Source organism: Siminovitchia fortis, assembly GCF_007681465.1.
Classification (GTDB): Bacteria; Bacillota; Bacilli; order Bacillales; family Bacillaceae_C; genus Siminovitchia; species Siminovitchia fortis.
In genome coordinates, this window is record NZ_VEKZ01000006.1 from 48,451 (window position 1) to 71,293 (window position 22,843).

General features: G+C 44.2%; 25 protein-coding genes. 20 read left to right on the forward strand and 5 right to left on the reverse strand.

The window, feature by feature from the left end; genetic code table 11:
* Positions 1-260: 260 nt before the first annotated feature.
* Positions 261-1,769, reverse strand: a complete 1,509-nt coding sequence (locus FS666_RS03585) for a glycine betaine uptake BCCT transporter (protein WP_144460635.1) — start codon at positions 1,767-1,769, stop codon at positions 261-263.
* Positions 1,770-2,489: 720 nt separating this feature from the next.
* On the opposite strand from FS666_RS03585, the gene pxpB reads away from it, so the two are divergent.
* From pxpB to FS666_RS03615, 6 genes are all read left to right on the forward strand, one after another.
* Entirely contained in the window at positions 2,490-3,203 is a 714-nt protein-coding gene (gene pxpB / locus FS666_RS03590; protein ID WP_144460636.1) for a 5-oxoprolinase subunit PxpB, read from the forward strand.
* The gene (locus tag FS666_RS03595; RefSeq protein ID WP_144460637.1) at positions 3,200-4,204 is read left to right on the forward strand and encodes a 5-oxoprolinase subunit C family protein; all 1,005 of its coding nucleotides are present in this window, start codon (positions 3,200-3,202) and stop codon (positions 4,202-4,204) included. Before pxpB ends, FS666_RS03595 begins: the two co-directional genes overlap by 4 nt.
* Positions 4,205-4,978, forward strand: a complete 774-nt coding sequence (locus FS666_RS03600) for a LamB/YcsF family protein (protein WP_144460638.1) — start codon at positions 4,205-4,207, stop codon at positions 4,976-4,978. It abuts the gene before it with no gap.
* 165 nt (positions 4,979-5,143) lie between these two features.
* Positions 5,144-5,512, forward strand: coding sequence for a Na-translocating system protein MpsC family protein (locus FS666_RS03605; protein ID WP_144460639.1), 369 nt, complete (start codon positions 5,144-5,146; stop codon positions 5,510-5,512).
* Positions 5,513-5,633: 121 nt separating this feature from the next.
* Complete coding sequence (locus FS666_RS03610) at positions 5,634-6,656, forward strand: Nif3-like dinuclear metal center hexameric protein (protein WP_144460640.1); 1,023 nt, start codon at positions 5,634-5,636, stop codon at positions 6,654-6,656.
* 17 nt (positions 6,657-6,673) lie between these two features.
* On the forward strand, positions 6,674-7,798 hold the full coding sequence (locus FS666_RS03615) for a hypothetical protein (protein WP_144460641.1): 1,125 nt from the start codon (positions 6,674-6,676) through the stop codon (positions 7,796-7,798).
* Here FS666_RS03615 and FS666_RS03620 read toward each other — a convergent pair.
* Positions 7,790-8,263 carry a hypothetical protein gene (locus FS666_RS03620; RefSeq protein ID WP_144460642.1) on the reverse strand — a complete coding sequence of 158 codons (474 nt, stop codon included), beginning with the start codon at positions 8,261-8,263 and terminating at the stop codon, positions 7,790-7,792. The two genes, FS666_RS03615 and FS666_RS03620, sit on opposite strands and share 9 nt — an antisense overlap.
* Before the next feature lie 174 nt (positions 8,264-8,437).
* Here FS666_RS03620 and yyaC point away from each other — a divergent pair, with 174 nt between their 5' ends.
* Together yyaC and FS666_RS03630 are read left to right on the forward strand one after the other, a co-directional pair.
* Positions 8,438-9,004, forward strand: a complete 567-nt coding sequence (gene yyaC / locus FS666_RS03625; protein WP_186306486.1) for a spore protease YyaC — start codon at positions 8,438-8,440, stop codon at positions 9,002-9,004.
* Positions 9,005-9,104: 100 nt separating this feature from the next.
* Positions 9,105-9,785, forward strand: a complete 681-nt coding sequence (locus FS666_RS03630) for a GntR family transcriptional regulator (protein WP_244943836.1) — start codon at positions 9,105-9,107, stop codon at positions 9,783-9,785.
* A gap of 87 nt (positions 9,786-9,872) precedes the next feature.
* Here FS666_RS03630 and nadX read toward each other — a convergent pair whose 3' ends face one another.
* Entirely contained in the window at positions 9,873-10,670 is a 798-nt protein-coding gene (nadX, locus tag FS666_RS03635) for an aspartate dehydrogenase (RefSeq protein WP_144460677.1), read from the reverse strand.
* 277 nt (positions 10,671-10,947) lie between these two features.
* Here nadX and FS666_RS03640 point away from each other — a divergent pair, with 277 nt between their 5' ends.
* Complete coding sequence (locus FS666_RS03640) at positions 10,948-12,396, forward strand: hypothetical protein (RefSeq protein WP_144460644.1); 1,449 nt, start codon at positions 10,948-10,950, stop codon at positions 12,394-12,396.
* A 65-nt stretch (positions 12,397-12,461) separates the two neighbouring features.
* Here the strand turns inward: FS666_RS03640 and FS666_RS03645 are convergent, their stop codons facing one another.
* Together FS666_RS03645 and FS666_RS03650 are read right to left on the reverse strand one after the other, a co-directional pair.
* Positions 12,462-13,835, reverse strand: coding sequence for a hypothetical protein (locus FS666_RS03645; RefSeq protein ID WP_144460645.1), 1,374 nt, complete (start codon positions 13,833-13,835; stop codon positions 12,462-12,464).
* Between the two features lie 326 nt (positions 13,836-14,161).
* The gene (locus FS666_RS03650) at positions 14,162-14,494 is read right to left on the reverse strand and encodes a hypothetical protein (protein ID WP_144460646.1); all 333 of its coding nucleotides are present in this window, start codon (positions 14,492-14,494) and stop codon (positions 14,162-14,164) included.
* Positions 14,495-14,841: 347 nt separating this feature from the next.
* Between FS666_RS03650 and FS666_RS03655 the strand changes: the two genes are divergently transcribed.
* From FS666_RS03655 to FS666_RS03700, 11 genes are all read left to right on the forward strand, one after another.
* Positions 14,842-15,174: a 2Fe-2S iron-sulfur cluster-binding protein gene (locus tag FS666_RS03655; RefSeq protein WP_144460647.1), complete on the forward strand. Its 333-nt coding sequence runs from the start codon at positions 14,842-14,844 to the stop codon at positions 15,172-15,174.
* Between the two features lie 37 nt (positions 15,175-15,211).
* Complete coding sequence (locus FS666_RS03660; protein WP_144460648.1) at positions 15,212-15,985, forward strand: creatininase family protein; 774 nt, start codon at positions 15,212-15,214, stop codon at positions 15,983-15,985.
* A 150-nt stretch (positions 15,986-16,135) separates the two neighbouring features.
* A complete protein-coding gene (locus tag FS666_RS03665) occupies positions 16,136-16,864 on the forward strand; it encodes an iron-containing redox enzyme family protein (protein ID WP_018709086.1) in 729 nt (242 codons plus the stop codon).
* 184 nt (positions 16,865-17,048) lie between these two features.
* Positions 17,049-18,515 (forward strand): aldehyde dehydrogenase family protein, encoded by a 1,467-nt coding sequence (locus FS666_RS03670; protein WP_018709087.1) that lies wholly within the window; start codon positions 17,049-17,051, stop codon positions 18,513-18,515.
* Positions 18,516-18,535: 20 nt separating this feature from the next.
* The gene (locus FS666_RS03675) at positions 18,536-19,039 is read left to right on the forward strand and encodes a GlcG/HbpS family heme-binding protein (protein ID WP_144460649.1); all 504 of its coding nucleotides are present in this window, start codon (positions 18,536-18,538) and stop codon (positions 19,037-19,039) included.
* A gap of 131 nt (positions 19,040-19,170) precedes the next feature.
* The gene (locus FS666_RS03680; protein ID WP_144460650.1) at positions 19,171-19,521 is read left to right on the forward strand and encodes a 2Fe-2S iron-sulfur cluster-binding protein; all 351 of its coding nucleotides are present in this window, start codon (positions 19,171-19,173) and stop codon (positions 19,519-19,521) included.
* 35 nt (positions 19,522-19,556) lie between these two features.
* On the forward strand, positions 19,557-19,733 hold the full coding sequence (locus FS666_RS19670; RefSeq protein WP_186306485.1) for a hypothetical protein: 177 nt from the start codon (positions 19,557-19,559) through the stop codon (positions 19,731-19,733).
* Between the two features lie 86 nt (positions 19,734-19,819).
* Entirely contained in the window at positions 19,820-20,080 is a 261-nt protein-coding gene (locus tag FS666_RS03685) for a ferredoxin (protein WP_144460651.1), read from the forward strand.
* Positions 20,081-20,092: 12 nt separating this feature from the next.
* Entirely contained in the window at positions 20,093-20,860 is a 768-nt protein-coding gene (locus FS666_RS03690; protein WP_144460652.1) for a TerC family protein, read from the forward strand.
* An 83-nt stretch (positions 20,861-20,943) separates the two neighbouring features.
* Positions 20,944-21,498, forward strand: a complete 555-nt coding sequence (locus FS666_RS03695) for a RidA family protein (protein ID WP_244943837.1) — start codon at positions 20,944-20,946, stop codon at positions 21,496-21,498.
* Between the two features lie 22 nt (positions 21,499-21,520).
* On the forward strand, positions 21,521-22,567 hold the full coding sequence (locus tag FS666_RS03700; RefSeq protein WP_018709094.1) for an NAD(P)/FAD-dependent oxidoreductase: 1,047 nt from the start codon (positions 21,521-21,523) through the stop codon (positions 22,565-22,567).
* The last annotated feature ends 276 nt before the right edge of the window (positions 22,568-22,843 follow it).

Here is a 22,843-nt window from a genome sequence, read left to right on the forward strand (position 1 = left end):
CTCCAACTCTCTTATAAGCACTCCATTTCAAAAAAGCCGGCTGCCACATTCCGACCTTTCGATGGTGCCTGGCCGCCTCAGGCCGCAACGTCCTGTGGCGTCGTCGGACGTCGGCAGGCTCAGGATTGGCGTCCTGCACCAGAACCTTCCCAGTCCGTCGCGTCGCATCATTTTACAACCGAAAAAAAGAGTTGCAGGAGCTTGCTGTCTGGCAGCAGGCTCCTGCAACTCACAATTAAAAGAAAAATCCGGGCTTCGCATCAAGCCCTTCTTTTCCTGTGAAGCCCCAATTCTCTTCGTTCTTGGCGAAACATCTTATAGATGGAAATCATCATTAATATCATGATGATTGAAAAGGGGAATGCCGCAATGATCAGCGCGTTCTGTAATGCCTGCAGACCGCCGCTGAATAGAAGAATGGAAGCCATCGCCGCAAGGAAGAAGCCCCACACCACTTTTATACTGTTAGGCGGCGTCAAGGAGCCGTATGACGTCTGCATTCCGAGCACAAATGTGGCTGAATCTGCAGAGGTGATAAAAAATATTCCGATCAAGATGACGGCAATCACTGAAAGAACCGTCGAAAACGGCATTTCATTAAAGACGGCAAAAAGCACTTCCTCCGTTGCGTATTTTGTCAGATCGGCAGCACCGGACATCTGAACGTCAATAGCCGTTGTTCCAAAGACGGCAAACCAAATAAAGCTGACGATGACTGGGAGGAGCAAGACGCCGATCATGAATTCACGTATTGTTCTTCCTTTGGAAACGCGGGCAATAAAGATGCCGACGAACGGCGACCACGAAATCCACCAGGCCCAATAAAAGATCGTCCAACTATTGATCCATTCCCGGTGACCTGGATCAAGCGGCGCAATTCTGAAACTCATTGCAATAATATTTTGCACGTAAGTTCCGATCGTGTCCGTAAACAGATTCAGGATGAGCAAGCTTGGGCCCAGTATGAAAACAAGCGCAGTTAATACAACCGCCAGTATCATATTCGTATTGCTTAAATATTTGATCCCTTTACTGAGGCCAGACCAGGCCGACATGACAAATAAAGCTGTCACGATCACAATAATGATCAATTGGACAGCGAAATTGTTTGGGATTCCGAATAGATAGGCAAGCCCTCCGTTAATTTGTACTGCTCCAAAACCCAGGGTTGTCGCCACGCCGACAACGGTCGCAGCAACAGCGATGATGTCAACGAGCATCGCAAGCCTGCTGTTCGCATATTTTCCCAGCAAGGGACTTAGTGTTGCACTGATCAGACCGGGCCGGTCTTTACGGAAATTGAAATAGGCGAGGCACAGGCCGACCAAAGCATAGACGGACCAGGCATGAATCCCCCAATGAAAGAATGTGAAACGCATGGATTCTTTGATTGCGGCATCCGTACCGGGATCGGCAGTGGGAGGATTGATCGCATAATGGGAAATCGGTTCGGCCGCTCCCCAGAAGACAAGACCGATTCCCATGCCCGCGGAAAACAGCATGGCGAACCATGTCGGTTTGGAATATTCGGGTTTATCATCCTGCTTTCCCAGCTTGATCGATCCCACTGGATTGAATATAAGAAAAAGGCAGAAAACGACAATGACCGTAACCAAAATTAAATAATACCAACCGAAACCTGAGGTGATCACCGATTCTATATTGGATGTAGCCGCCTCAAATTGGTCAGGCGCGGCAACACCGAAAACGACAGCAACCATTAAGATAGCAGTCGATACCCAAAAAACACTTGAGACTTTACTCCACAAAACGAACTCTCCCCTTCCTGAAATGGAGAACAATATATGCGTTTTTTCAACATGCCTAACCATAACAATGTTAGCTGTCCGATTCAAACATTTGATACGAAGTTTTTAAAATTTGTCATAAATTAGCATACCCTGTCATAAACTGGCATACCCATGGTCCGATAAAAAAGTGACTGAAAATGGCATCGAATTTTTCATTAAGACATAGTTACCTTTGCTTTACCCGGAATATGTCTGTATCAATCTATAAAAAAACCGTGTCACGCTTGCCGGTATGAAAAGCCGGGCAATGGAAACATTGTTGGAGAGAGTGTAAGGCACTGCTTAGCGAATCCTTCGACTTAGTCGTTGGAGGTTCAAAGAAATAACAGCTGATGATAAAATAAAGGCATGAATCCGATTTTTTCGAAGCCTTCGGGCCGGAAAAATTGGCCAAGATTTTTAAAGTTAGTAGCATTTACCGAAAACCGAAAAATTGATAGTATCTTTCAAAAGTCGATAGTATTTCCTTGAAGTTGAGAGTATTTTTCAAAAGTTGTTAGTATTTTCCTTGAAGTCGTGAGTATTTATTAAAAGTTGCTAATATTTGCCTCAAGGTTAATAGTATTTCTCAATTCTAATAAGTAAGTACCGCAAATCTCTGCAAAATCCGAGACACAGGCTTTCATAGGAGCACAGATCAAAAAAGAGATGGTACCAAATGAATAGGCGGGTGAAGACATGGACTACAAGCTGCGAATGCTCGGAGACAACGCGATCATCATCGAATTGGGCACGGAAATTAATTCGGAGACACAGAAAAAAGTTCAAATGGTAAGCCGCGTTTTGGAAGAAAACAATCAAGAATGGCTGATTGAATATGTACCGACTTTTACAACAGTCACGCTGTATTATGACCCATATCAAGCCGCCAAATTGGCAAAAGGAAACGAGCTTCCGTATGAAACAATCTCCAATAAAATACAAAAACTTTTATCAGCCTGTTCAATCGATTCCGAAATAAATCAGAGAATCGTAGAGCTTCCGATCTGTTACGGCGGGGAGTTCGGTCCGGATTTGGCGTTTGTCGCAGAGCATAACGGATTGATGCCCGACGAAGTCATTCACATCCATTCCAGCGGGGAATATCTCGTCTACATGCTCGGTTTTGCGCCGGGCTTTCCTTATCTGGGAGGAATGCCGGAGGAAATTGCCGCACCAAGACGGGCCACGCCGAGACAAAAAATCCCATCCAGGTCGTTGGGAATAGCCGGCACCCAAACCGGAATTTATTCGATCGAGACACCTGGAGGATGGCAATTGATCGGCAGAACGCCGCTCAATCTTTTTCAGCCTGAAAAAGAAGAGCCCTCATTGCTGCGGGCAGGGGATAAAATCAAGTTCAAACCGATCAGTACGGAGGAGTACCATTATTGGAGGAATTCTCAGCCATGATTCAAATATTGAAGTCAGGCCTGCTTGATACGATACAGGATTTGGGAAGAACGGGATATCAAAAATATGGCATTATTGTAAGCGGGGCCATGGATAAGCTGGCCCACCGCCTGGCAAATCTGCTTGTTGGCAACCCGGAAAATGAAGCTGCGCTGGAAATGACGTTGATGGGGCCAAAAATCCAGTTTGAGACGGACGCCCTGATCTCCATCTGCGGAGGTGATTTGCAGCCTTCCATTAGCGGAAATCCAGTACCCATGTGGCGGCCTGTTTTTGTAAAAAAAGGGGCAAAATTGGACTTCAGATATGCGAAAAAAGGCTGTCGGGCTTATTTGGCGGCAGCCGGCGGATTTGACATTCCGACAGTGATGGGAAGCAAGTCCACCTATTTAAGGGCCAGGCTCGGCGGTTATCACGGCCGGGCTTTGAAGGCCGGAGACAGGGTCCCATTCGGTCTTCCTTCAGAAGTCTCGGAAAAAATAAACACAGGTTTAGCTGGCAGCAGATATTTTACCCCAAGCAGCTGGAGCGTCGCTGATGACGTTTATCCAGCCATGGAGGAGCCTATGGCAATCCGGACAATCAAGGGACCGCAATTTGATTGGTTTGACGAAAAAAGCCAGATCGACTTCTATCAAAAAGAATACGAAGTGACTGCACAATCTGACAGAATGGGATATCGGTTGGAGGGACGGCCTTTGAATCTCAAACAGCAGCGGGACATGATTTCCGATGCCATCAACTTCGGAACCATCCAGGTTCCGCCTGATGGAAAGCCGATCATTCTGATGGCGGACCGCCAATCTGTGGGAGGATACCCGAAAATCGGGCAAATCGCGTCGGTCGATCTGCCGGTTGTGGCACAGGCAAAGCCTGGTGAGCGAATCTCTTTTACTGAAATCACTTCTGAAGAAGCGCAAGTTTTATATATTGAAAGGGAAAAGCTCATAGAGCAAGTGAAGCAAGGAATACTTTTAAAAATGAAGCAGGAGGACAAATGAATGTACAAGGTGGACCTCAACTGTGACATGGGCGAAAGCTTTGGGAACTTCATCGTGGGAAACGATGAAGTGCTTCTGGACTATATTACATCTGCAAACATCGCCTGCGGGTCCCACGCGGGAGACCCTTCAACAATGAAAAAAACCGTAAGAAAAGCATTGGAAAAAAATGTGGCGGTCGGAGCCCATCCCGGATTGCCGGATCTTCAAGGATTTGGGCGCAGGGAAATCAATATTTCTCCGGAAGAAGCCTATGATCTCGTAGTCTACCAAATCGGAGCTTTGCAGGCGTTCGTCAAATCTGAAGGCGGAGCCCTGCAACACGTCAAACCCCATGGCGCCCTTTTCAACATGGCCGCCAAAGATGCAAAACTCGCGGAAGCCATCGCTGAAGCGGTATACAAAGTCGAGCCGGAATTGATCCTTTTCGGATTGGCGGGAGCGGAACTCGTCAAAGCCGGAAAAAGAATCGGGCTCCGGACAGCAAACGAAGTTTTTTCCGACCGGACCTACCAGCATGACGGCACACTCACCGCCAGAAGCGAAAAGAACGCTCTGATCAACGACCACGAAACGGCAACAGGCCAGGTGATCAGAATGATCAAAGAAAATAAAGTGAAGACCGTTCAAGGAAGGGACATTCCCATCCAGGCAGAAACCGTCTGCATTCATGGGGATGGGGGGAGTGCTCTCGAATTCGCCAGGTCCATTCCCGAAGCTTTGAAAAAGGCAGGCATCGAGGTTGAGCCGATTGGAAAATTTTTAGAGCGGTAATTTTAGGAGATGCTTGGTTATAGGCATCTTTTTTTGATGGAAAATGGTATATAAAATACAAATTTTAAAAAAATCGTGATGTAAGGGTTTACAATAGAAAAATAGTATGGTAGATTACTGTTTAAGTATTTGGAATCTTCTTATTCAGAAGAAGGTGATAGCTGAATGAAACTGGCTGTGGGCCGTTTTAAACAGGAGCTGATAAAGGATTACAATGAGCTCAATTTGCGCATGTTCGATATTGGCGTCAAAAGTCAAAAAGTTGAAATCGTAGGGGATAAGATATTAATCTTCGCCAATCATAAAAGAATTCCTTCTCTTAAACATTTGGACGAATTTAATCGCTTAATTACCCGCATGACAGATGTCGCCATTATTGACAGCCATAAGGAGCACTTTAAAGAATTGGTAGAGAGTAAGTACGGGATGAAGGTCATTTCCATTTTAAAAGACTATGATCCATTTTTGGAACTTGCCGCAACCATCATCGTACTTGATCAGGATGTTTGCCAATATATTTCAAATAAAATCTGATTGACTGGTCAAATGAACTCATTTGAGCGCATAAAAACCGTCAGTGCTAATCTGCAGATTTACATCTGTCTGATTTGTACTGGCGTTTTTTTATATTAAAAAACCAAAGGGAGGAAAATTTATGCATACTATCGAGGATGTTTTAAAGGCATTGGATGAAATTACAGGAGGAAGGGTGATTCAATCACTCAATGAAGTGTACAAGCAGGAACACCCATTTGTCATAAAGAAATCATCAAACCTACCGGGAAAAGAAATCATTGAAACGCCAGGCTTGGTTTATGGAGACCGGAATAGGGAGGTTAAAAAGATTGCTGTAACCATGACAATGACAGAGGGATCAATTGAACTCGCCGGTGCAACCGGGGTGGATGCCATTGTAGCCCACCATCCGATTGCTGAAGCGGCAAATTCCGGTGGAGTTACTTTGAAAAATTATCTCGACCTTTATAACATTTCAGCTTTTGAACTTCACGAAGCATTTCACGGGCTTCATCCCGGTATCCCCTTCTTACATGGACATGAAGTGTACCGTACCGACATTTCATACGGGGGACTTGAAGGAAACATCCTGTTTGTCGGAAAGGCCTTGCCTAGTGTAAATACGCTTGAAGATATTTTGAACCGCCTGCATTCCTTTATGGGTTTGGAAGAGGAGAATAATCTGCTTTTCTTGGAAAAAGAAATTCGAAAAAGTTCAGCCATGACGGAAACAAGTGTGGTTACTCGTGGAAGAATTCTCCGGGGGGAGGGGGAAAATCCAGTGAACAATATCATTCATATTTTCCCTCATACCGGATTTACGCCTGATCACCTGAGGCAGGCAGCGAAGGAGCACCCGGAAGCCGATACCGTCCTTGCTTCAATCAGCCGTGTTTACGACGGGCATGAACTGATCAGGACAGCAGAAGAATTGAACTTAAATTTTCTCGTTGGAAACTGTCACGTGCTGGAAATTCTTGAAAATGGACTACCGCTCGCCTATGCCTTGGACATGCTCCTTCCCGGTGTTGAGGTGGTCGTTTTCAGAGAACGGGTAACGAGTCTGCCCGCACGAGCAGTTGGAACACCGCAGATGATGGAATATGCGGAGAAGATGGCGGCAAAGTATTTGGTAAAGAAGAAACTTGCTGAGTTATCATAATGAAGGAGTGAATGAAAATGGGTGAAATTAAGCCTCTTGCGAAAGAAGAAATTTCTTTGGAGGAAGCTGTCAGCCAACCGGTTCCCCGAAAGAAGAAATGGGAAAAAATTGAACTGGTGGGCCTTGCTTTAATTATTGCCTCATTGTCAGTCATGATGATCTCCCCTGGTACATTGGCAGGTTTGTTTTCGGCGATGGTGGATAAAGTTTTTCCGGTTGTCGTCGAAGTCTTTTTAACCGGAACAGTCGGTGTTACCATCATCGTTAGTGTTGTAATTGGCAGAACGCTGGAAAGGCTCGGATTTACTGATGCCCTGATCCGCGTATTTCTGCCGGTCACCAAGCTCCTGAAAATCAATTCGGCTGTCCTGATTCCGAGCATTTATAATATCCTTGGGGACATTAATGCAGCTGGAAAAATCTCAGGCCCAATACTTGTCCGTTCAGGAGCCACAAAAGCGGAGCAGAAAATCGCAGTAGCTACAATGGTGCAGTCGCAGCAGTCCTTCTCCACTTTCATGCTGGGGATGCTTGCCTTGACCGCTGTCGGTGTCAATGCATTTGTGGTTGTCATCGTGGCTGTATTTCTGCCTGTCGTTGTCGCACCATTCATTTTGTCAAAGACGATTTATCGTGATACGAAAGCGGTCGATATTGAAAACCTCCCGAAGTTCACACCAACAACAGGACCTTTGCCCACTCTGTTCAATGCCGCCCGTGAAGGAGCGGAATTGGTATTTCTTTTGATTATCCCTGCGGTGGCTGCAGTGTTCGCAGTGATTGGTATACTGGAATACATTGGTGTATGGAAGCCGATTGAATCTTCGTTATCAGCAGGTTTGCTGGCGCTGAATATTGATCCGGAAACCGGGATCCTGTCCATACTGGCAACACCGACGCTGGCAATGGCTCAATTGTCGGAGACTGCTGCAACAATGGATCCGCGTCTGGTCATAGGCTCCTTTGTACTGGCTTCTTCTGGTTTGCCGCTGTCAACTATCTTGGGTCAAATCCCTGTTATTTGGGCGGCAAACTCCGATTTGAATGAAAAAGAGGCCATGACGGCAGCAGTCATAGGAATCGTTATGCGTCTGATCACAGCATTTCTGGTTGTATACTTTTTAACACCCATATTAGTCTGATATACTACCTTGTTTCAGCCAGTGGGATAAATCAATCTGAAATTGGTTGTTTCTAATATGTTGAACAGATTGTGGATCAAAGTAAAGAACAGTGTTCTGAGTCGCGCTATCTTTTCTTTTCCACATTTTTATAAAAGTTGTTTGGTATATTGTATCCACCATACCAGATTTTGGAACTGTAATGTCCAAATGGAGTGTGGACGGGGAATCTTTTGGACAGGAAACGAGGCGGCAATGTTTGGATTGCAGAGGTTCAAAGCGATTTATTGTAACCTCTGAAATATGATGGATTCTTCCGGTCCCTGTCAGAATTTTATCCGGGAGAATCATGCCTGCCTCATAAAAGATATCTTTACCGATGGAGGAAGGCATTTTTACTTGGTCCCATAAAATGGTGATGGTAAAAGAAGCGCCGGGTAAAATGGTCCACGCTCTTTGCGTCATCAACTCAACTCCAATTTGCATAAGGATGAGACCTCCTTAATCAACTATATGAAAAATAGGAAAAAAGAAGACCGGCCGGGGAGCCGGTCTTGATTTATTAAAAGGAAAATCCGGTTGTTTTTCCAAACCCGGCAATCTCTAAAGGTGAGAACTGCTATGGTTCTTGGGTATAATACTTTTAGAGGAGGGGAATCGATGCGTGTTTTGTTTGGACAAAGAAAAAAGAAGGCCTCAAACAGGCTGTTCTCCATATCCGTCAAAGGGAACGGAATAGACACTATGGCTGATATGATCAGTGACATTCTCAGTACCTCCACCCATAAGGACATCATCTTCCTTTGCATCGGTTCCCGCCGTTCAACAGGAGACTCTTTGGGACCCATTGTAGGAACCTTGCTTAAAGAACAAGGCACGCCGTTTCATATATTTGGCACATTGGATGAACCTGTCCATGCTTTGAATTTAAGTGATACCCTCAATAAAATACAAAACGAATTTGCTTCCCCACTAATTTTCCCGATTGATGCGAGCCTGGGAGATGCTTCTCAGGTGGGCAACATTCACTTAATAAAAGGGCCGCTTATCCCTGGAAGAGCCGCCAATAAATCTCTCCAGCCAATTGGTGATTACCATTTAAGAGCTGTAGTCAATGAACTGGATCCATTGCTCCCGGTAAAAGCTTTGAATGAAACGAAAGCAGAGGGTGTTGAACGGCTTGCAAAGGTAATCACCGAGGTCCTCAGCCGAGTAAAAGTAAAGTAAAAAACACCCACTATTTGATATTTACAGAAAAATCAAGTATAATTTGTATTTAGTATACCGATCAGGAACAATGAACTGGGCAAAGAAGGGAGGATACATCTTGACGAACTGGACAGAAGAAAATTTGCTCTCCATTCGCGAGAGAGCGTACAGGCATCTTAAAAACCTGATTTTAGAAGGAGAATTGAAAACAGGGGACCGCCTGATTGAACGTGAGCTTGCAGATAAATTGAAAATAAGTCGGACGCCTATCCGTGAAGCGCTGTTTCGATTGGAATCCCAAGGATTTGTAAAAACCATCCCCAGAAAAGGGGTCATGGTTGCAGATATATCTCAAAAAGAAATATTAGAAACGTTCACAATCCTGTCCTCTTTGGAATCCTTGGCGGCCAAACTTGCGGCTCAAAAGCTGGATGAAGAGATGGAAAAAAAATTTACGGATTGTATCGAAAGAGTGGAAGAACAGCTGAAAAGTCCGGATGTCGACTACGCTGAACTGCATAGCGAATTGAATTATCTCCTCTACAGTGCTGCGAAAAATTCCAAGCTATATGAAATCTTGGGGGGACTCACGGACTACATCCGCGCCTTTGCAAAGACGGGCTTTAAGAAGGAAGGGTGGCCAAAACAATCGATGGAAGAGCATTTGGCCATCATGAGGGCAATCTGTAACCGAGAAGTGGAAATGGCGGAGTATTTAACGAAAATCCACATTGAAAACTCCAAAAATGCGTATATCGAAGCTAGCACTGGTAAAAAGGAAATCTCAACAAGCATGTAGGAAATAAGGGATCAGACCCATCTAAGGGAGCCTGATTCCTTTATTTTTTCGGGTAATCGGAAAATGATGTGGAATTACTTCCAACCGTCAAACCCCGACCACGATTTCTTTCGTCAAATTCCCGAGAACTTTGGCAACGCTCATTGCAACGACCGGGCTTGATTTAGGGTTGGTTTTTGACGGGTTATTTTGAACGGATAGCTCTACCTTGCCGAATTCTCCTGCCGACACAATTTTGTGTACATTCTGCTGGATGGTCGGGTCTATGTAAACTTGCACCTTGGTATTTTCAAAGCCGATGCCGGCAAAACTCAAGGTGGCCGCCGCATTCACACTTTCGGGGAACAGTTTCGCAGCTTCTCTGGCACTTCCTTCAAAAAGGCAATGCGGTTCGTTGATAGCCTCCAGATCAACTTGCTCCTCAGCAATCGTACCATACCAGCTTTTCGTCGGCTTGCTAGTGATTAGCTTGACTTCGTCAATTTGTCCTAAAGAGCCAGTTGCAATCCTGTCCAATCCGGCAATGGCTCCGGATGGAATGTAAATTTTACAAGCGTTCGTTTTGGCCATTTGATGCAGACTTTCATAGAGTTTGTTATCCGCCAAGGCTCCAGTTGAGAGGATAAGGAGGTCGGCTCCTGAGGATAACACCTTTGCTCCATATGTATGTAACGCATCATGACCAGCAGCTTCGATGATAATATCAAGCTTCTTATTAAAAAAAGCTTCGGGATTGGTCGTCATCAAACAATCGGGCGAACTTACATAATATTCGTTTCTTGTAAGAACTGCCCGTAAACTAACATTACCTGCTTTACCTTCTGAAATTAGAGAGGCGATTTCCTTACCGATCGTTCCGTAACCGATCATTCCTGCATTCAACATCATTAAACCCACCTTTTCAATAGCTGTTGTAGAAGAATTTTCAAAATCATTTGACTTAGTGAAAATAGGGTGTTATATTATTAACCATTATAACGAATATTTTAAACACTTTAAAGTGGTATACAAAATATTATATTTTAAATACCGTCGCACGGCGGTTTATTTTTACCACTTAGTTAAAGCGCTTTCAGAGGGAGGGATCGTGTAATCCAAGAATAGTTAACGACAGCCTTAGAGAGAAATCCAAATTCAAAACAAACTTGGAGGGGTAAAATTAATGGAAATGACATTAGCCCATTGGCTCTATTTGCTTGTAACAGTCATTGTAATCGGGACCATGCTTTTCCGGCGCGGTATTGTATTGCCGATCATAATCGGAACTTTTCTTGTGGCTGCGGTATATAAGGGTAATGTCGTCAGTGGATTCCAAGCCGTGTTTAATGCAAATCTTGTTGCAGCAAAGGAACTTTTCAGCATTTTTCTCATCATATCTCTTATGATCGCTTTGCTGAATGCGTTGAAAGGGCTGGGGGCAGATCAAAGGCTGATTTTGCCGATCCAAAAAATAATGGTTAACGGGCATGTATCTTTTATCATACTGTTTGCAACGACCTACATCATTTCCCTATTTTTCTGGCCGACTCCTGCAGTCCCGCTCATTTGCGCTTTGTTAGTGCCGGCAGCAGTACGTGCGGGTGTTCCAGTCATGGCAGCGGCCATGGTTGTTGTCATATCAGGCCAGGGTATGGCATTGTCTTCGGATTACATTATACAAGTGGCTCCCGTCATCAGTGCAACAGCAGCAGGAATAAACAAAGCATTGATTACCGATAAACTAATGGTTCTTTCCCTCATAACAGGATTCAGTGCACTTTCTATCGTTTACTTTTCTGTAAGAAAAGTGATGTCACAGGAAACTGCCCAATCTGAAGAAGATATCAAAATGCAGGAAAGTCTTTTTGAAGAGGCGGGGGAGTTGGCTGCTACAGTGGAAGAGGATGCAGAAATTGTGCAAAGGAAAGAAAAGTGGGGAAAAATATTTGCAGTAATCGTTCCTTTATCCATGCTTGCGGTCATGATCTACATGTTCCAATTCAAAATAACCGGAGGCTCCGGTTTTGAGGGTACAGATGGCGCTGCCTTTGTCGGTGGAGTAGCAACAATCCTTCTGGTGCTGGCAACCATCGCACTGAACCGTATCCATGCCCTTGATCAAATAAGTGAACATTTAACCGATGGCTTTGTCTTTGCTTTTAAGGCAATGGCCCCCGTCATTCCGATAGCTGGATTCTTCTTTATGGGGAGCAGTGACTTCACGCCTGCCATCCTATCATTGGGGGAAGATGCCGCAACACCAGCATTTTTGTTTGATGCCATCCAGGCTGGACAAGTCTACATACCTCAAAACTCACTCTTTGCAGGGTACGGGATTCTGTTGATCGGGATTATCACAGGTTTGGACGGATCAGGCTTTTCGGGACTTCCATTAACAGGAGCTTTGTCAGGAGCTTTGGCTTCTGGTGCTAGCATCGATGCATCCACCATGGCGGCCATCGGCCAGATGGGAGCCATTTGGACAGGAGGCGGAACAATCATAGCCTGGTCATCATTGGTGGCTGTCGCTGGATTCTTAAAAATATCGCCGATCGAATTGGCGCGCAGAAACTTCATACCCGTCATGGTCAGCTTGCTGATTGCTACAACCGTTGCTATTTTATTATGGTAAATAGATAAGGGGCCTGTCCCCCAGTACGTTAACGGATAACGCACTGGGGGGATAGGCCCCCTTTCTTAAGTTAACCATTGCAGCGATAGCAAATAGATGATTGTGCAGCCAACATACAATAAAGTGAATGGCATGTTCCAGTTGGACACTTTATAGGAGCTTTGCTTAACGATGTTGGACATCAGGCCGATGGTCGCGTTATAAGGCCCGATTAAAAATGCCGCAGCTGCCCCCGAAAGCATGGCGACTGTTAATGTATGGGCAGATATGTGCGTGATGTCCGGGTTCAACGTTTCGGCCATCAACGCCAGCGTTACAGCAGGATGAAATCCTAAGAATGCAAAGGCTAGTGGAATGAGTGGCAGTATCATTAAAAAGAAATTTGCTCCTATAGCACTGATTAAATCGACGATCCATACATTTACGACTTCGTTGCTATTAGATGTTTTTATTGTGGAGATAAAAAATCCCGCCGATAAAAATAAGAAAAATTGATCTTTCATCTTACTTGAAAAGGATTGGAAATGCTTTTGGAACGCTTCCCCGAATTCCCGGCCCTTTTTTAAAAAAAGAGCCCATGCAAATGAGAATGGAATGACCAATAATGAAACAAGTGTTAAAAACGAATAAGAGAGCAAAGATTCAGCAATGGATACGATCACTATAAAAATGATAATGGCCAGCAATATTTGAAAAATTCTTCTGGGATTGCTCGGTTCTTTTTTAGTCGTTGTGGCAGCCATTTCATCCGCCGCAAGAGGATTTTGCAGACGCTTCTTTGAAGTCCGTGATCCCAAATACCAGTCCAGTAGTAATCCAAATATGCTGAGCGGGATAACGTAGGGTAAAATTGATACCCAGCTTACCCCGGTAACCCCGATGACAATTCCAACTATGGGTGTGACTGGGGCCCAAACAAGCGGCATGGCGAACCCTCTTGTAATCGCCCGGCTCATAAAACGTTCGGAATGCTGGACTGGAAACCCTTCCAAAGCCGGCTTAATGGAATAGTATGTCATCGGCAAAGTGGCAAGATTCATGAAGATACTGAAAAAGTAGGAGATTCCTGAAGTCAGCATGTATAAATGTCTGTTCGTTTTCACCTTATTATGTAGAATCGCCTGGATATCAAAGCTGTATCTTCCAAGAGTGATTGGGATTCCCAATATCGGAACCAAAGAGAACATCATCAGCAGGTCCAGCATTGGGCCGAAGGATAAAATATACCGCGGCCAGTGCACTCCGCTGTTTAATAGGAGAAATACCCCAGCCGTTAAAAAAACACTTCCCAAAATTTGCACGAACCTTGACACTTTAAAAAATGTCCAAAGGACAATGATCATGCACAGGACTGATATCATTATGGAGAGCCCTGACCACGGGACGAGGATGGAAAGAAAGTATAAAATCAAAACTACCAGAAATACAAAATTTAGCATTATGCAGCCTCCTTACTAAATAGAATATGATTTGCAGCCTCTTTTGGTATACCGTTTTGACGAACTTGTGAAAACTAAATAAGTCAATTACATATATTATACATTAAATTTGGTATTTGGTATACCAAGTGGAGGTAAAATCTGATATAATAACGGTAATATTAAAACGAAGGAGAGCTGGCCTATGATGAAATTTTTGTTTGGCTCCGGAAAAGTGCAGGAGAAGGCAGACAAAAAGCTGGCACGGTTGAGAAAAATGATCAAGTTTTAAGAACCAAATAAAAAAGCGATTCCCTCAAAAATTAGGAGGGAATCGTTTTTTGGTATTAAGCTGATACATTTTCCAGCTTAACAAGTTTTGAATCAGCAGATTCGTCCGACTCGTCTTGGTCAACGATTTCGTATAACTCTTCCCGGACCTCTTCGATTGTTTCGAAGTGTTCGAAAAACTTGACTCTGATGTAGTTCACATATTCCTTTCCTTGATATTCCTCAGACATTTTTATTTTTGCTTTTTCATCCAATACTTTAGCGATTGTATACTTTGCCCGCAGCTGATCAAAAAAATAGAAGTTGTATGTTTCTACAATCTCCAAACCCTCATTAGTAAGATCCGTCTGAAAAGTCTCCTTGTTCGTTAGTAAAATGTACTTAGCCATCTGTTAACCACTCCTTTAATTATTGTAATCGCTTACTAAAAAACTACAATGGCAATTAAAATACGGGGACACCTCCATTTTGGAATATTGTATACCAATTATGTGATTATTAGTTTATAACAAGACCTAGAAAAATTCAACTCTATATTTAGAATATTTCATTTAAATAAAAATTTTCATGGATAACGCTTGACACAGCTATAAATGGTAAGTAGTATAGTAGTCAATAAGTTTCCTGCATTGACAATTCCTAAGTATTTGATTTTTTTAAAAAATCACTTGCCTTCTGAAATTTCTTGGTATACAATATACCCAAGTTAAAAATTTAATAAGGGGGGATGCTTCAGATGCCAAAGGTGACACTTCATGTGGATGGGACAATTGTTGAGCAGGAAGTGAAAGAAAATGCTAATTTAGTAGTGTTGGCCGGTATTAAGGAATTTCCGAAATTAAAATTCGGCTGTGGAATGGGGAAGTGTACAAGGTGTACATGCCGCGTGATCAATGGAGCCGAAGGGCTTGACCCGCCAAATTGGAAAGAACAGAATATGCTGGGGGATAAGCTCCAGGAGGGCTATCGGCTGACCTGTCAGCTATACATCCAGCAGGATATAGAAATTTCACAGGAGAATATCAAGATCAAGCCTCCTAAGAAACGCAAAACTACAATAGCCAGGTAAATTTGAAAGCGGTGACAAGGCACAGAAGGTGAAACAGATGAATTGTTATGAACTGGCAAAGATGACATGGGAAGAAGTCGAAGCCTCCCTGCAAAAAGTAAGACTCGCGATCATCCCTGTCGGGGCGCATGAACAGCATGGCCCTCATATGGTGGAGAGCTGCGATGCGGTTTTGGCGGAAAAGATGGCCGTCAAACTCGGGGAACGATTATTTCCATATGCGCTGATCACACCGACGGTCAATATGGGCGTTTCATCACACCATATGCATTTTCCGGGAACGATTTCCCTCAAGCCCACCACGTTGATCGCTTTGCTTAAGGATATGGTCTCATCACTGAAACATCACGGCATCCAGAAGTTTTTATTTCTCAATTCACATGGTGGCAATCAATCCACATTGGATGTAGCCGTCAACTTGATAACCGAGAAAATAGGTGTCGAAGTATTTTATGCAAAAACGACCGCTTCAGCGAAAAAGGCGATAGGCGAAAATGTAAAGTCAACCTTATTCGGCCACAGTTGCGAAAGGGAAGTATCCGAGGCATTCTACCTGGCACCCGAACTGATTCGCATAGAAAAACTTCAAAAAGGCACTATACAAGAGTCGGGAAGGTGGAAACATCTAAGGCCGGGATGCGCGCTGCAAGGATTTTACCACTACGAAGAAATGACCGAAAATGGCTGTATCGGAGATGCTTCGCAGGCGGATTTCGAAATCGGCAGACAGATAGTCGAGGAAGCACTTGATAACCTTTCAAGTGAACTGATGAAAGTTTTAAAAATCGAAGAAGATTCCATAATACGCTAAACTCAGTACCTATACACCTTTAAAAGCTTAGATTAGAAGTTGTTAATCTGTGAATTCCCATTTAGTTAAATATGGATAAAAATCCACTTTATTTTTTAACTTAAATGGTATACAAAATATCAAATACCAAATTTAAGGAGGAATTTTAAAATGACAGAACTATTATCAAAAGAGGCCTTTCGTAAAGAATTGGAGATTGCAATCGCAGGAAATCACAGCCAGAAGGCTCCATTTACAGTAGCTTGGGCAGAAGGAAAGCTTGAAAGAAAACACTTTGCAAGATGGGCGGAAAACCATTACCACTATGTTGGACCATTTGCGGACTACCTCGCGTACATCTATCACAACACTCCAATGGATGAAAAATTCGTAAGTGCGAAGGATTTCACATTGCAAAACATGTACGAAGAAGAAATTGCAGGTGACCGCCATACTGACTTGTTGATCCGCTTTGCCGAAGCTTGCGGCTCATCCGCAGAAAGAGTGATGGATCCAAACAATATGGCTATTACTACACTTGGCCTTCAAAGCTGGTGCTATGCTGTAGCGGCACGGGAAAACTTCGTAGTGGCAACAGCTGCACTTGTTGTCGGTCTTGAATCCCAAGTGCCTGATATCTATAGGAAACAGACACCTGCATTAAGGGAAAAATACGGCTTCACAGATGAAGAGATCGAATTTTTCGACTTGCACATTGTATCTGACGAAATCCATGGTGAGCGCGGATACAAAATTGTGTTGGAACATGCAGATACTCCTGAATTACAGCAGCGCTGCCTGGAGATTGTACGAACAGGTGCGAAAATGCGCCGCATGTATATGGATGGCTTATGGAGAGAATATATCGAACAGGATCTTGGAGAACTGATTAAGTCTTAAATAATCTTGTAAATTGCCAAGTTTGTTTAGGTCAAGCCCAGGCGAGTTCCATCGCGGGGACCTGAATCATTAACGGCGGAACTCCTATTTGAAAATCCTGTCAGACGGACCGCTGTTACATACAAATCTATGAAATGATGGCGGTCCGTTTCATGGGGAAAAATATAGGAAAAGGTGATGAATATTGCTGACTAAAACGAAGGTCGAAACGTTTAAAAATCTGATAGATGGCAATTGGAGTGAGTCACAAAGCGGCCAGACATTCTCAAGTATCAATCCGGCAAATAAGGAAGAAATTGTAGGAGCTTTCCAGGCCTCCAATGAAGAAGATGTCCGCCAAGCAATCGAAGCTGCTTCCAGAGCTTTTCCGCAATGGGCTGCTACGGCTCCATCTAAGCGGGCCGCCATCTTAAATAAAGCGGCAGACATTTTGGAGCAGAGTGTTGATACATTGGCTGAAGAATTGACAAGGGAAGAAGGAAAGCATGTGAATGACGCTAGAAATGAAGTGCTAAGATCTGCTCAAACTCTTCGTTTCTATGCAGTAGAAGGACAGAGTTTTACCGGGGAAACATTTCCGCATGACGATTCGAACATGAAGGTATCGACTGAGCGTGAACCACTCGGAGTGATTGCCGTCATTACACCTTGGAATTTTCCAATTTCAATTCCAGCAAGAAAGATTGCACCGGCTTTGGTTACTGGAAACACAGTGGTATTCAAGCCCTCATCAGACACCCCACTCATTGCCTTCAGGCTGGTTGAAGCGCTGCAGGATGCAGGGATACCAAAAGGAGTCATCAACTTTGTGACCGGAAAATCATCCGACATCGGTGATCTGTTAGTGACTCATGAAGCTATCAAGGCCATCACTTTTACCGGATCGACAACAGCGGGAGAGGTTATTCATAGCAAAACCTCCTTTACCACGAGGACGCAAATGGAGCTCGGTGGAAAAAATCCCATCATTATTATGGATGACGCGGATCTCGACTTGGCGGCAACACTGACGGTCAATGGAGCTTTCTCCCTGACTGGGCAGGCATGTACCGGAACAAGCCGTGTCATTGTCCTTCAAAGTGTCAAAGACGCTTACATCAATAAATTGATTGAAAAAACGAAGAATCTTAAAGTTGGCAATGGCTTCGAAGAAGGAGTCAAAATCGGGCCGGTTGCCAATCATCGCCAGTTGAAAAACATTCTTAACTATATTGACATCGGTGTTAAGGAAGGCGCGAATCTCGTGTATGGTGGCAATCAGATCACTAATGGCAAGTATGCTCAGGGTTATTATGTGGAGCCTACTATTTTTACAGATGTACAGCCAGATATGCGCATTGCACAGGAAGAGATTTTCGGACCGGTCGTCGCCGTCATTGAAGTGTCTACATATAAGGAAGCTATAAAAGTTGCGAACGGAGTAGACTATGGGCTGTCCGCCTCAATTGTGACGAACAACCTCAAGGTTGCAAACGATTTCACAAAGGATATTCAGGCGGGTACTGTAAAAGTGAACAGGACGACAACAGGAAACCTGATGAATGCTCCGTTTGGCGGGTTCAAAAATTCCAGTACAGCAACATTCCGCGAATCCGGAAGAGTCGGACTGGAATTCTTCACGCAGGTAAAAACAGTCTATGTGGGTTATTAAATAAGGAGGAGAGACAGACTATGCCGGTTACAGAGAAGAAAATTTTTAAAACAGCCATTAAGCTTGAGTTGGAAGCAGCGAAGCTGATGATTGAAGCGGCGAAACAGAAATCAGATGAGATCAATGTGGCGGAGACCATTGCGATTGTGGATGACGGCGGGAACTTGATCGCTCTTGAAAGAATGAACGGGGCGCGCATCACAGGGCCGGAAATTGCGATTGCCAAAGCTTACACGGCAGCAGGCCATAAGCGTTCCACCCACTTGTTCAACACGGAGCCGAACGGACCGGCGCTTCCGGGAAATGAAGCATTTGGAATTCAACTCATGATTCCAGGTAAGTTTGCTATCTTCGTCGGCGGTTTCCCGATTGTAGTCGACGGTGAAGTGGTCGGAGGAATTGGAATCAGCGGAGGAAATGGCGAGCAGGATACGGCTGTTGGAACGGCAGCATTGGAAGCATTGAAAAACCGTGTGGAAAAAGACGGCATGACAGTGGAAACACAGGCAGATATCAAGAAATAAGTGTACGGGAAGAAATTTTTCACAGGAAAAACTTGAAAAAATAGATTGCAAAGAGGGCTCAATGTCAATTGGGCCCATGAATGACAATTATTTGGTATACCGTATACCAAGTTTGAAGGAGGAACAAGATTATGCCTAAAATTCATTTCGTCAACAGCGACAAAACATTCGATGTCCCGGAAAACTCCAATATTCTCAGAATGTCCCTTCGGTATGATGGTGAACTACCTAATCTTTGCGGCGGAGGAATTTGCGGAACGTGCGTCTTTAAGCCGGTGGAGGGAGCAGATCATTTAGACAAGATTACCAGGCAGGAGCAAAGGAAACTGGGGGAAGAATGGCTTGAAAAGGGATATCGCCTCGGATGCCAGACGTTTATAAAAGATCAGGATGTAGCCGTTGCCTGGGATATGGAAATCACGAAACAGGTGAAGAAAAGGAAGCCGGATAAGCTGGAAAGGAAACCTTCTACAGTAAAGTAATCTGCTGAGATCAAAAAGAATGTGGAGGGAGCGCAATGTGGGTCTGTATCGATCATTTAAAAGAAGCAGTTGAGTTTGCCAAAGCCCCTCATGTCAGCAAGCCGCGATGCCGTATGAAATGTTCCCTTTGTGAAAGGGATGCAATCGTTAAACTGCATTTTGAACGCAGAATCTTACATTATGAAGAAAAGGAAAAGGCCGGGGTTAAATAATATGCGGGGTTTGCAGGTGTCATTGAGGAGCAAAATGACACCTCATTTCGTAGCAGGAAAATCATTTATATGAGAGGAGACACATTATGCCTTTATATACGATCGTCAATAGGGAAACTTGCATTAGCTGCGGTTCATGCGGTGATTTGGCACCGGACGTTTATGACTATGATGAAGATGGACTTGCCTTTGTGATGGCGGACGATAATCAGGGGTGCATGCAGGTAAAGGAAGAATTCGTGGAAGATGTTCAAGACGCATTTGAGGAATGTCCATCCGGCTCCATCCGTATCGCTGAGGAATCCTTTGAGGGTGATCCGGACAAATTTGAAAAGGTTACATCATAGGGGGCTGTTTGCTTGGACATTACCCTTCTCTTGGAATACGGATGGATCTTATTGATTTTGATAGGATTGGAAGGAATATTAGCAGCGGATAACGCAGTTGTGATCGCCGTAATGGTGAGGCACCTGCCAAGGGAAAAACAGAAAAAGGCACTATTTTACGGATTGCTGGGTGCATTCATATTTCGATTTGCCGCCCTCTTTATTATCGTGGCATTGGTCAACATTTGGCAGGTGCAGGCGATTGGTGCAGCCTATCTAATGTACCTCTGTATCAACCATTTCATAGGCAGAACGAAAGAAAAGGACGATCGGACCGGGGAGAGAAAAAGCTCTTCATTTTGGATAACTGTTTTAAAAGTGGAGCTGGCCGATATTGCGTTTGCGTTGGACTCCATGCTGGCTGCGGTTGCTTTGGCAGTGACATTGACACCGCTTGGAAAATTTACAGTAGCCGGAATGGACGGAGGGCAATTCATTGTCGTATTTGTAGGTGGCGTCATCGGAATGATCATGATGCGGTTTGCTGCAGTCACATTTGTCCGTTTGCTTCAAAGGTTTCCGGTTCTTGAATCAGCAGCATTTTTGTTGGTCGGCTGGGTCGGTGTTAAGCTGGCGGTACTTACACTCGCACATCCCCGTGTCGCTATGTTGGATGCCCATTTCCCGGAATCATTCGCATGGACGGCCATTTTTTGGACAGTATTTATGGGGATTATATTTAGCGGGTATTTAGTGGCAAGGAAGCAAAGCCGCGCGGAGGAGAGACAATTTTACGGTTAGGAAGAGCTTTTCTTGAAAAATAAGGAGAAGTTTCATGGGCGAATAAGTCATCGACCGTCATGCAACGTAACGGAATAAGCGAAGTGAAAAAAACTGCTTTGTTATTAAAGAAACCGAATTGGACGAAGAAAACGAGAAAGAAGAATTACTCTCTAAAAACGGGGGATATTGAAATCGTGATTAATGGAAGATTACAAGAGTTGAATATCACATTGCCCGAACTACACGATAATGCCATGCCTTATGCATTGGGTGTTGTATCGGGACGAAATGTCATATTATCAGGACAGACCCCACGGGTTAACGGTGAACAAAAGTATACCGGAACTTTGGGTACACCTTCGATCAATGTTGAGGAAGCGCAGGATGCAGCCAGGATTTGTGTCATCAATCTACTGGGAGCACTAAAAGAACTGGTTGGAGACCTTGATCAAGTCGAGAGAATTGTAAAGATCAACGGCTATGTAGCTTCAACCAATGACTTTACAGAGCATTCGAAAGTGATCAATGCCGCTTCGGTGTTGTTGAATGATATTTTTAGAGAGGGAAAGAAGCATGCCCGGGTGGCAATCGGACTGGCTTCTTTGCCAGGCGGGGCACCGGTTGAAATCGAGATGATTGCTGAATTGAAGGCTTAACCTTTCTAAAGGAGTGAAATGAATGATCCACGATGAAGAAGTATTTGATCTGACTATTATCGGTGGAGGGCCGGCGGGGCTTTTCACAGCTTTTTACGCAGGTATGAGACAGATGTCAGTCAAAATCATTGAGAGTTTGCCTCAGTTGGGTGGACAGTTGGCAGCTCTTTATCCTGAAAAAAATATATATGATATTGCGGGATTTCCAAAAGTGAGTGCGCAGGATCTGATTGACAATCTGTACGAGCAAATGTATCAATTTAAACCTGTTATTTGCTTGGGGCAGTCAGTCGAACAGGTCAAAAAACTGTCTGATGAAACATTCAGAATCAGTACGAACAAAGAGGTCCATCATACGAAAACAATCATTATTACAGCAGGAAACGGTGCCTTTAAGCCAAGGAAGCTGCAGTTGGCAGAATCCGAAAAGTATGAAGGGGAAAATCTTCACTATTTTATAAAAGATATGAACCAATTTGCCGGCCGGCGGGTTATTTTGTTTGGGGGAGGAGACTCAGCGGTTGATTGGTCATTGATGCTTGAGCCTATTGCTGACAGTGTAACTATTGTACATAGGAGAGAAAAATTCCGGGCTCACGAATACAGTGTAGAGCAGCTCCGAAATTCAAAGGTGGAAATTCGGACGCCGTACGTTCCGGTGGAACTAATCGGCGAGAGTAGAGTTGAGCAGGTGGTCCTAGAAGAAATAGGGAGTGACCGTAAGGAGGTAGTCGAAGTTGATGATGTTATCGTTAATTACGGCTTTGTTTCTTCTCTCGGCCCTATCAAGGACTGGGGTTTAGATATTGAAAAAAATTCAATCGTAGTCAATTCAAAAATGGAAACAAATATTAAAGGCATCTATGCAGTCGGCGATATCTGTACGTACGAAGGAAAAATAAAATTAATAACCACCGGTTTCGGAGAGGCACCAGTCGCAGTAAGCAATGCCAAAATGCACATAGATCCAAAAGCCAGACTTCAACCGCAGCACAGTACCTCCATCCTGGGGGGATCACCAGAAAAAAAGCTTCGGACAAAAAAAGAGAAGAAGGCGATTCATACTTAAGGGCGCAATCCCTCACAGTGGAAATGATGATGGCCGGATTCATATAAGAAAGACTATTGGGATGTACAGGAGAAGCTTCGAAGTTAGAGGAAAACTGCATATAGGGAAAAAGCAATCCTCCACATCCGGGAGGATTTTTTTAATGAGTAATTGAGTTGGGAGCAGCCGGGAAGGGATAACCTTCCGCCGGCTGCTCCCAACTCTCTTAAGAAGCTCCCAACTCTCTTAAGAAGCTCCCAACTCTCTTAAGAAGCTCCCAACTCTCTTAAGAAGCTC

Bases quoted from the DNA above. Each gene is read 5' to 3' on its own strand.
- FS666_RS03680 (WP_144460650.1), top strand. From the start codon at position 19,171: ATGCCTAAAATTCATTTCGTCAACAGCGACAAAACATTCGATGTCCCG.
- FS666_RS03595 (WP_144460637.1), top strand. From the start codon at position 3,200: ATGATTCAAATATTGAAGTCAGGCCTGCTTGATACGATACAGGATTTG.
- FS666_RS03615 (WP_144460641.1), top strand. From the start codon at position 6,674: ATGGGTGAAATTAAGCCTCTTGCGAAAGAAGAAATTTCTTTGGAGGAA.
- FS666_RS19670 (WP_186306485.1), top strand. From the start codon at position 19,557: ATGTGGGTCTGTATCGATCATTTAAAAGAAGCAGTTGAGTTTGCCAAA.
- FS666_RS03655 (WP_144460647.1), top strand. From the start codon at position 14,842: ATGCCAAAGGTGACACTTCATGTGGATGGGACAATTGTTGAGCAGGAA.
- FS666_RS03605 (WP_144460639.1), top strand. From the start codon at position 5,144: ATGAAACTGGCTGTGGGCCGTTTTAAACAGGAGCTGATAAAGGATTAC.
- FS666_RS03665 (WP_018709086.1), top strand. From the start codon at position 16,136: ATGACAGAACTATTATCAAAAGAGGCCTTTCGTAAAGAATTGGAGATT.
- FS666_RS03650 (WP_144460646.1), bottom strand. From the start codon at position 14,494: ATGGCTAAGTACATTTTACTAACGAACAAGGAGACTTTTCAGACGGAT.
- FS666_RS03600 (WP_144460638.1), top strand. From the start codon at position 4,205: ATGTACAAGGTGGACCTCAACTGTGACATGGGCGAAAGCTTTGGGAAC.
- nadX (WP_144460677.1), bottom strand. From the start codon at position 10,670: ATGTTGAATGCAGGAATGATCGGTTACGGAACGATCGGTAAGGAAATC.
- FS666_RS03640 (WP_144460644.1), top strand. From the start codon at position 10,948: ATGGAAATGACATTAGCCCATTGGCTCTATTTGCTTGTAACAGTCATT.
- yyaC (WP_186306486.1), top strand. From the start codon at position 8,438: ATGCGTGTTTTGTTTGGACAAAGAAAAAAGAAGGCCTCAAACAGGCTG.
- pxpB (WP_144460636.1), top strand. From the start codon at position 2,490: ATGGACTACAAGCTGCGAATGCTCGGAGACAACGCGATCATCATCGAA.
- FS666_RS03675 (WP_144460649.1), top strand. From the start codon at position 18,536: ATGCCGGTTACAGAGAAGAAAATTTTTAAAACAGCCATTAAGCTTGAG.
- FS666_RS03610 (WP_144460640.1), top strand. From the start codon at position 5,634: ATGCATACTATCGAGGATGTTTTAAAGGCATTGGATGAAATTACAGGA.
- FS666_RS03685 (WP_144460651.1), top strand. From the start codon at position 19,820: ATGCCTTTATATACGATCGTCAATAGGGAAACTTGCATTAGCTGCGGT.
- FS666_RS03620 (WP_144460642.1), bottom strand. From the start codon at position 8,263: ATGCAAATTGGAGTTGAGTTGATGACGCAAAGAGCGTGGACCATTTTA.
- FS666_RS03700 (WP_018709094.1), top strand. From the start codon at position 21,521: ATGATCCACGATGAAGAAGTATTTGATCTGACTATTATCGGTGGAGGG.
- FS666_RS03645 (WP_144460645.1), bottom strand. From the start codon at position 13,835: ATGCTAAATTTTGTATTTCTGGTAGTTTTGATTTTATACTTTCTTTCC.
- FS666_RS03660 (WP_144460648.1), top strand. From the start codon at position 15,212: ATGAATTGTTATGAACTGGCAAAGATGACATGGGAAGAAGTCGAAGCC.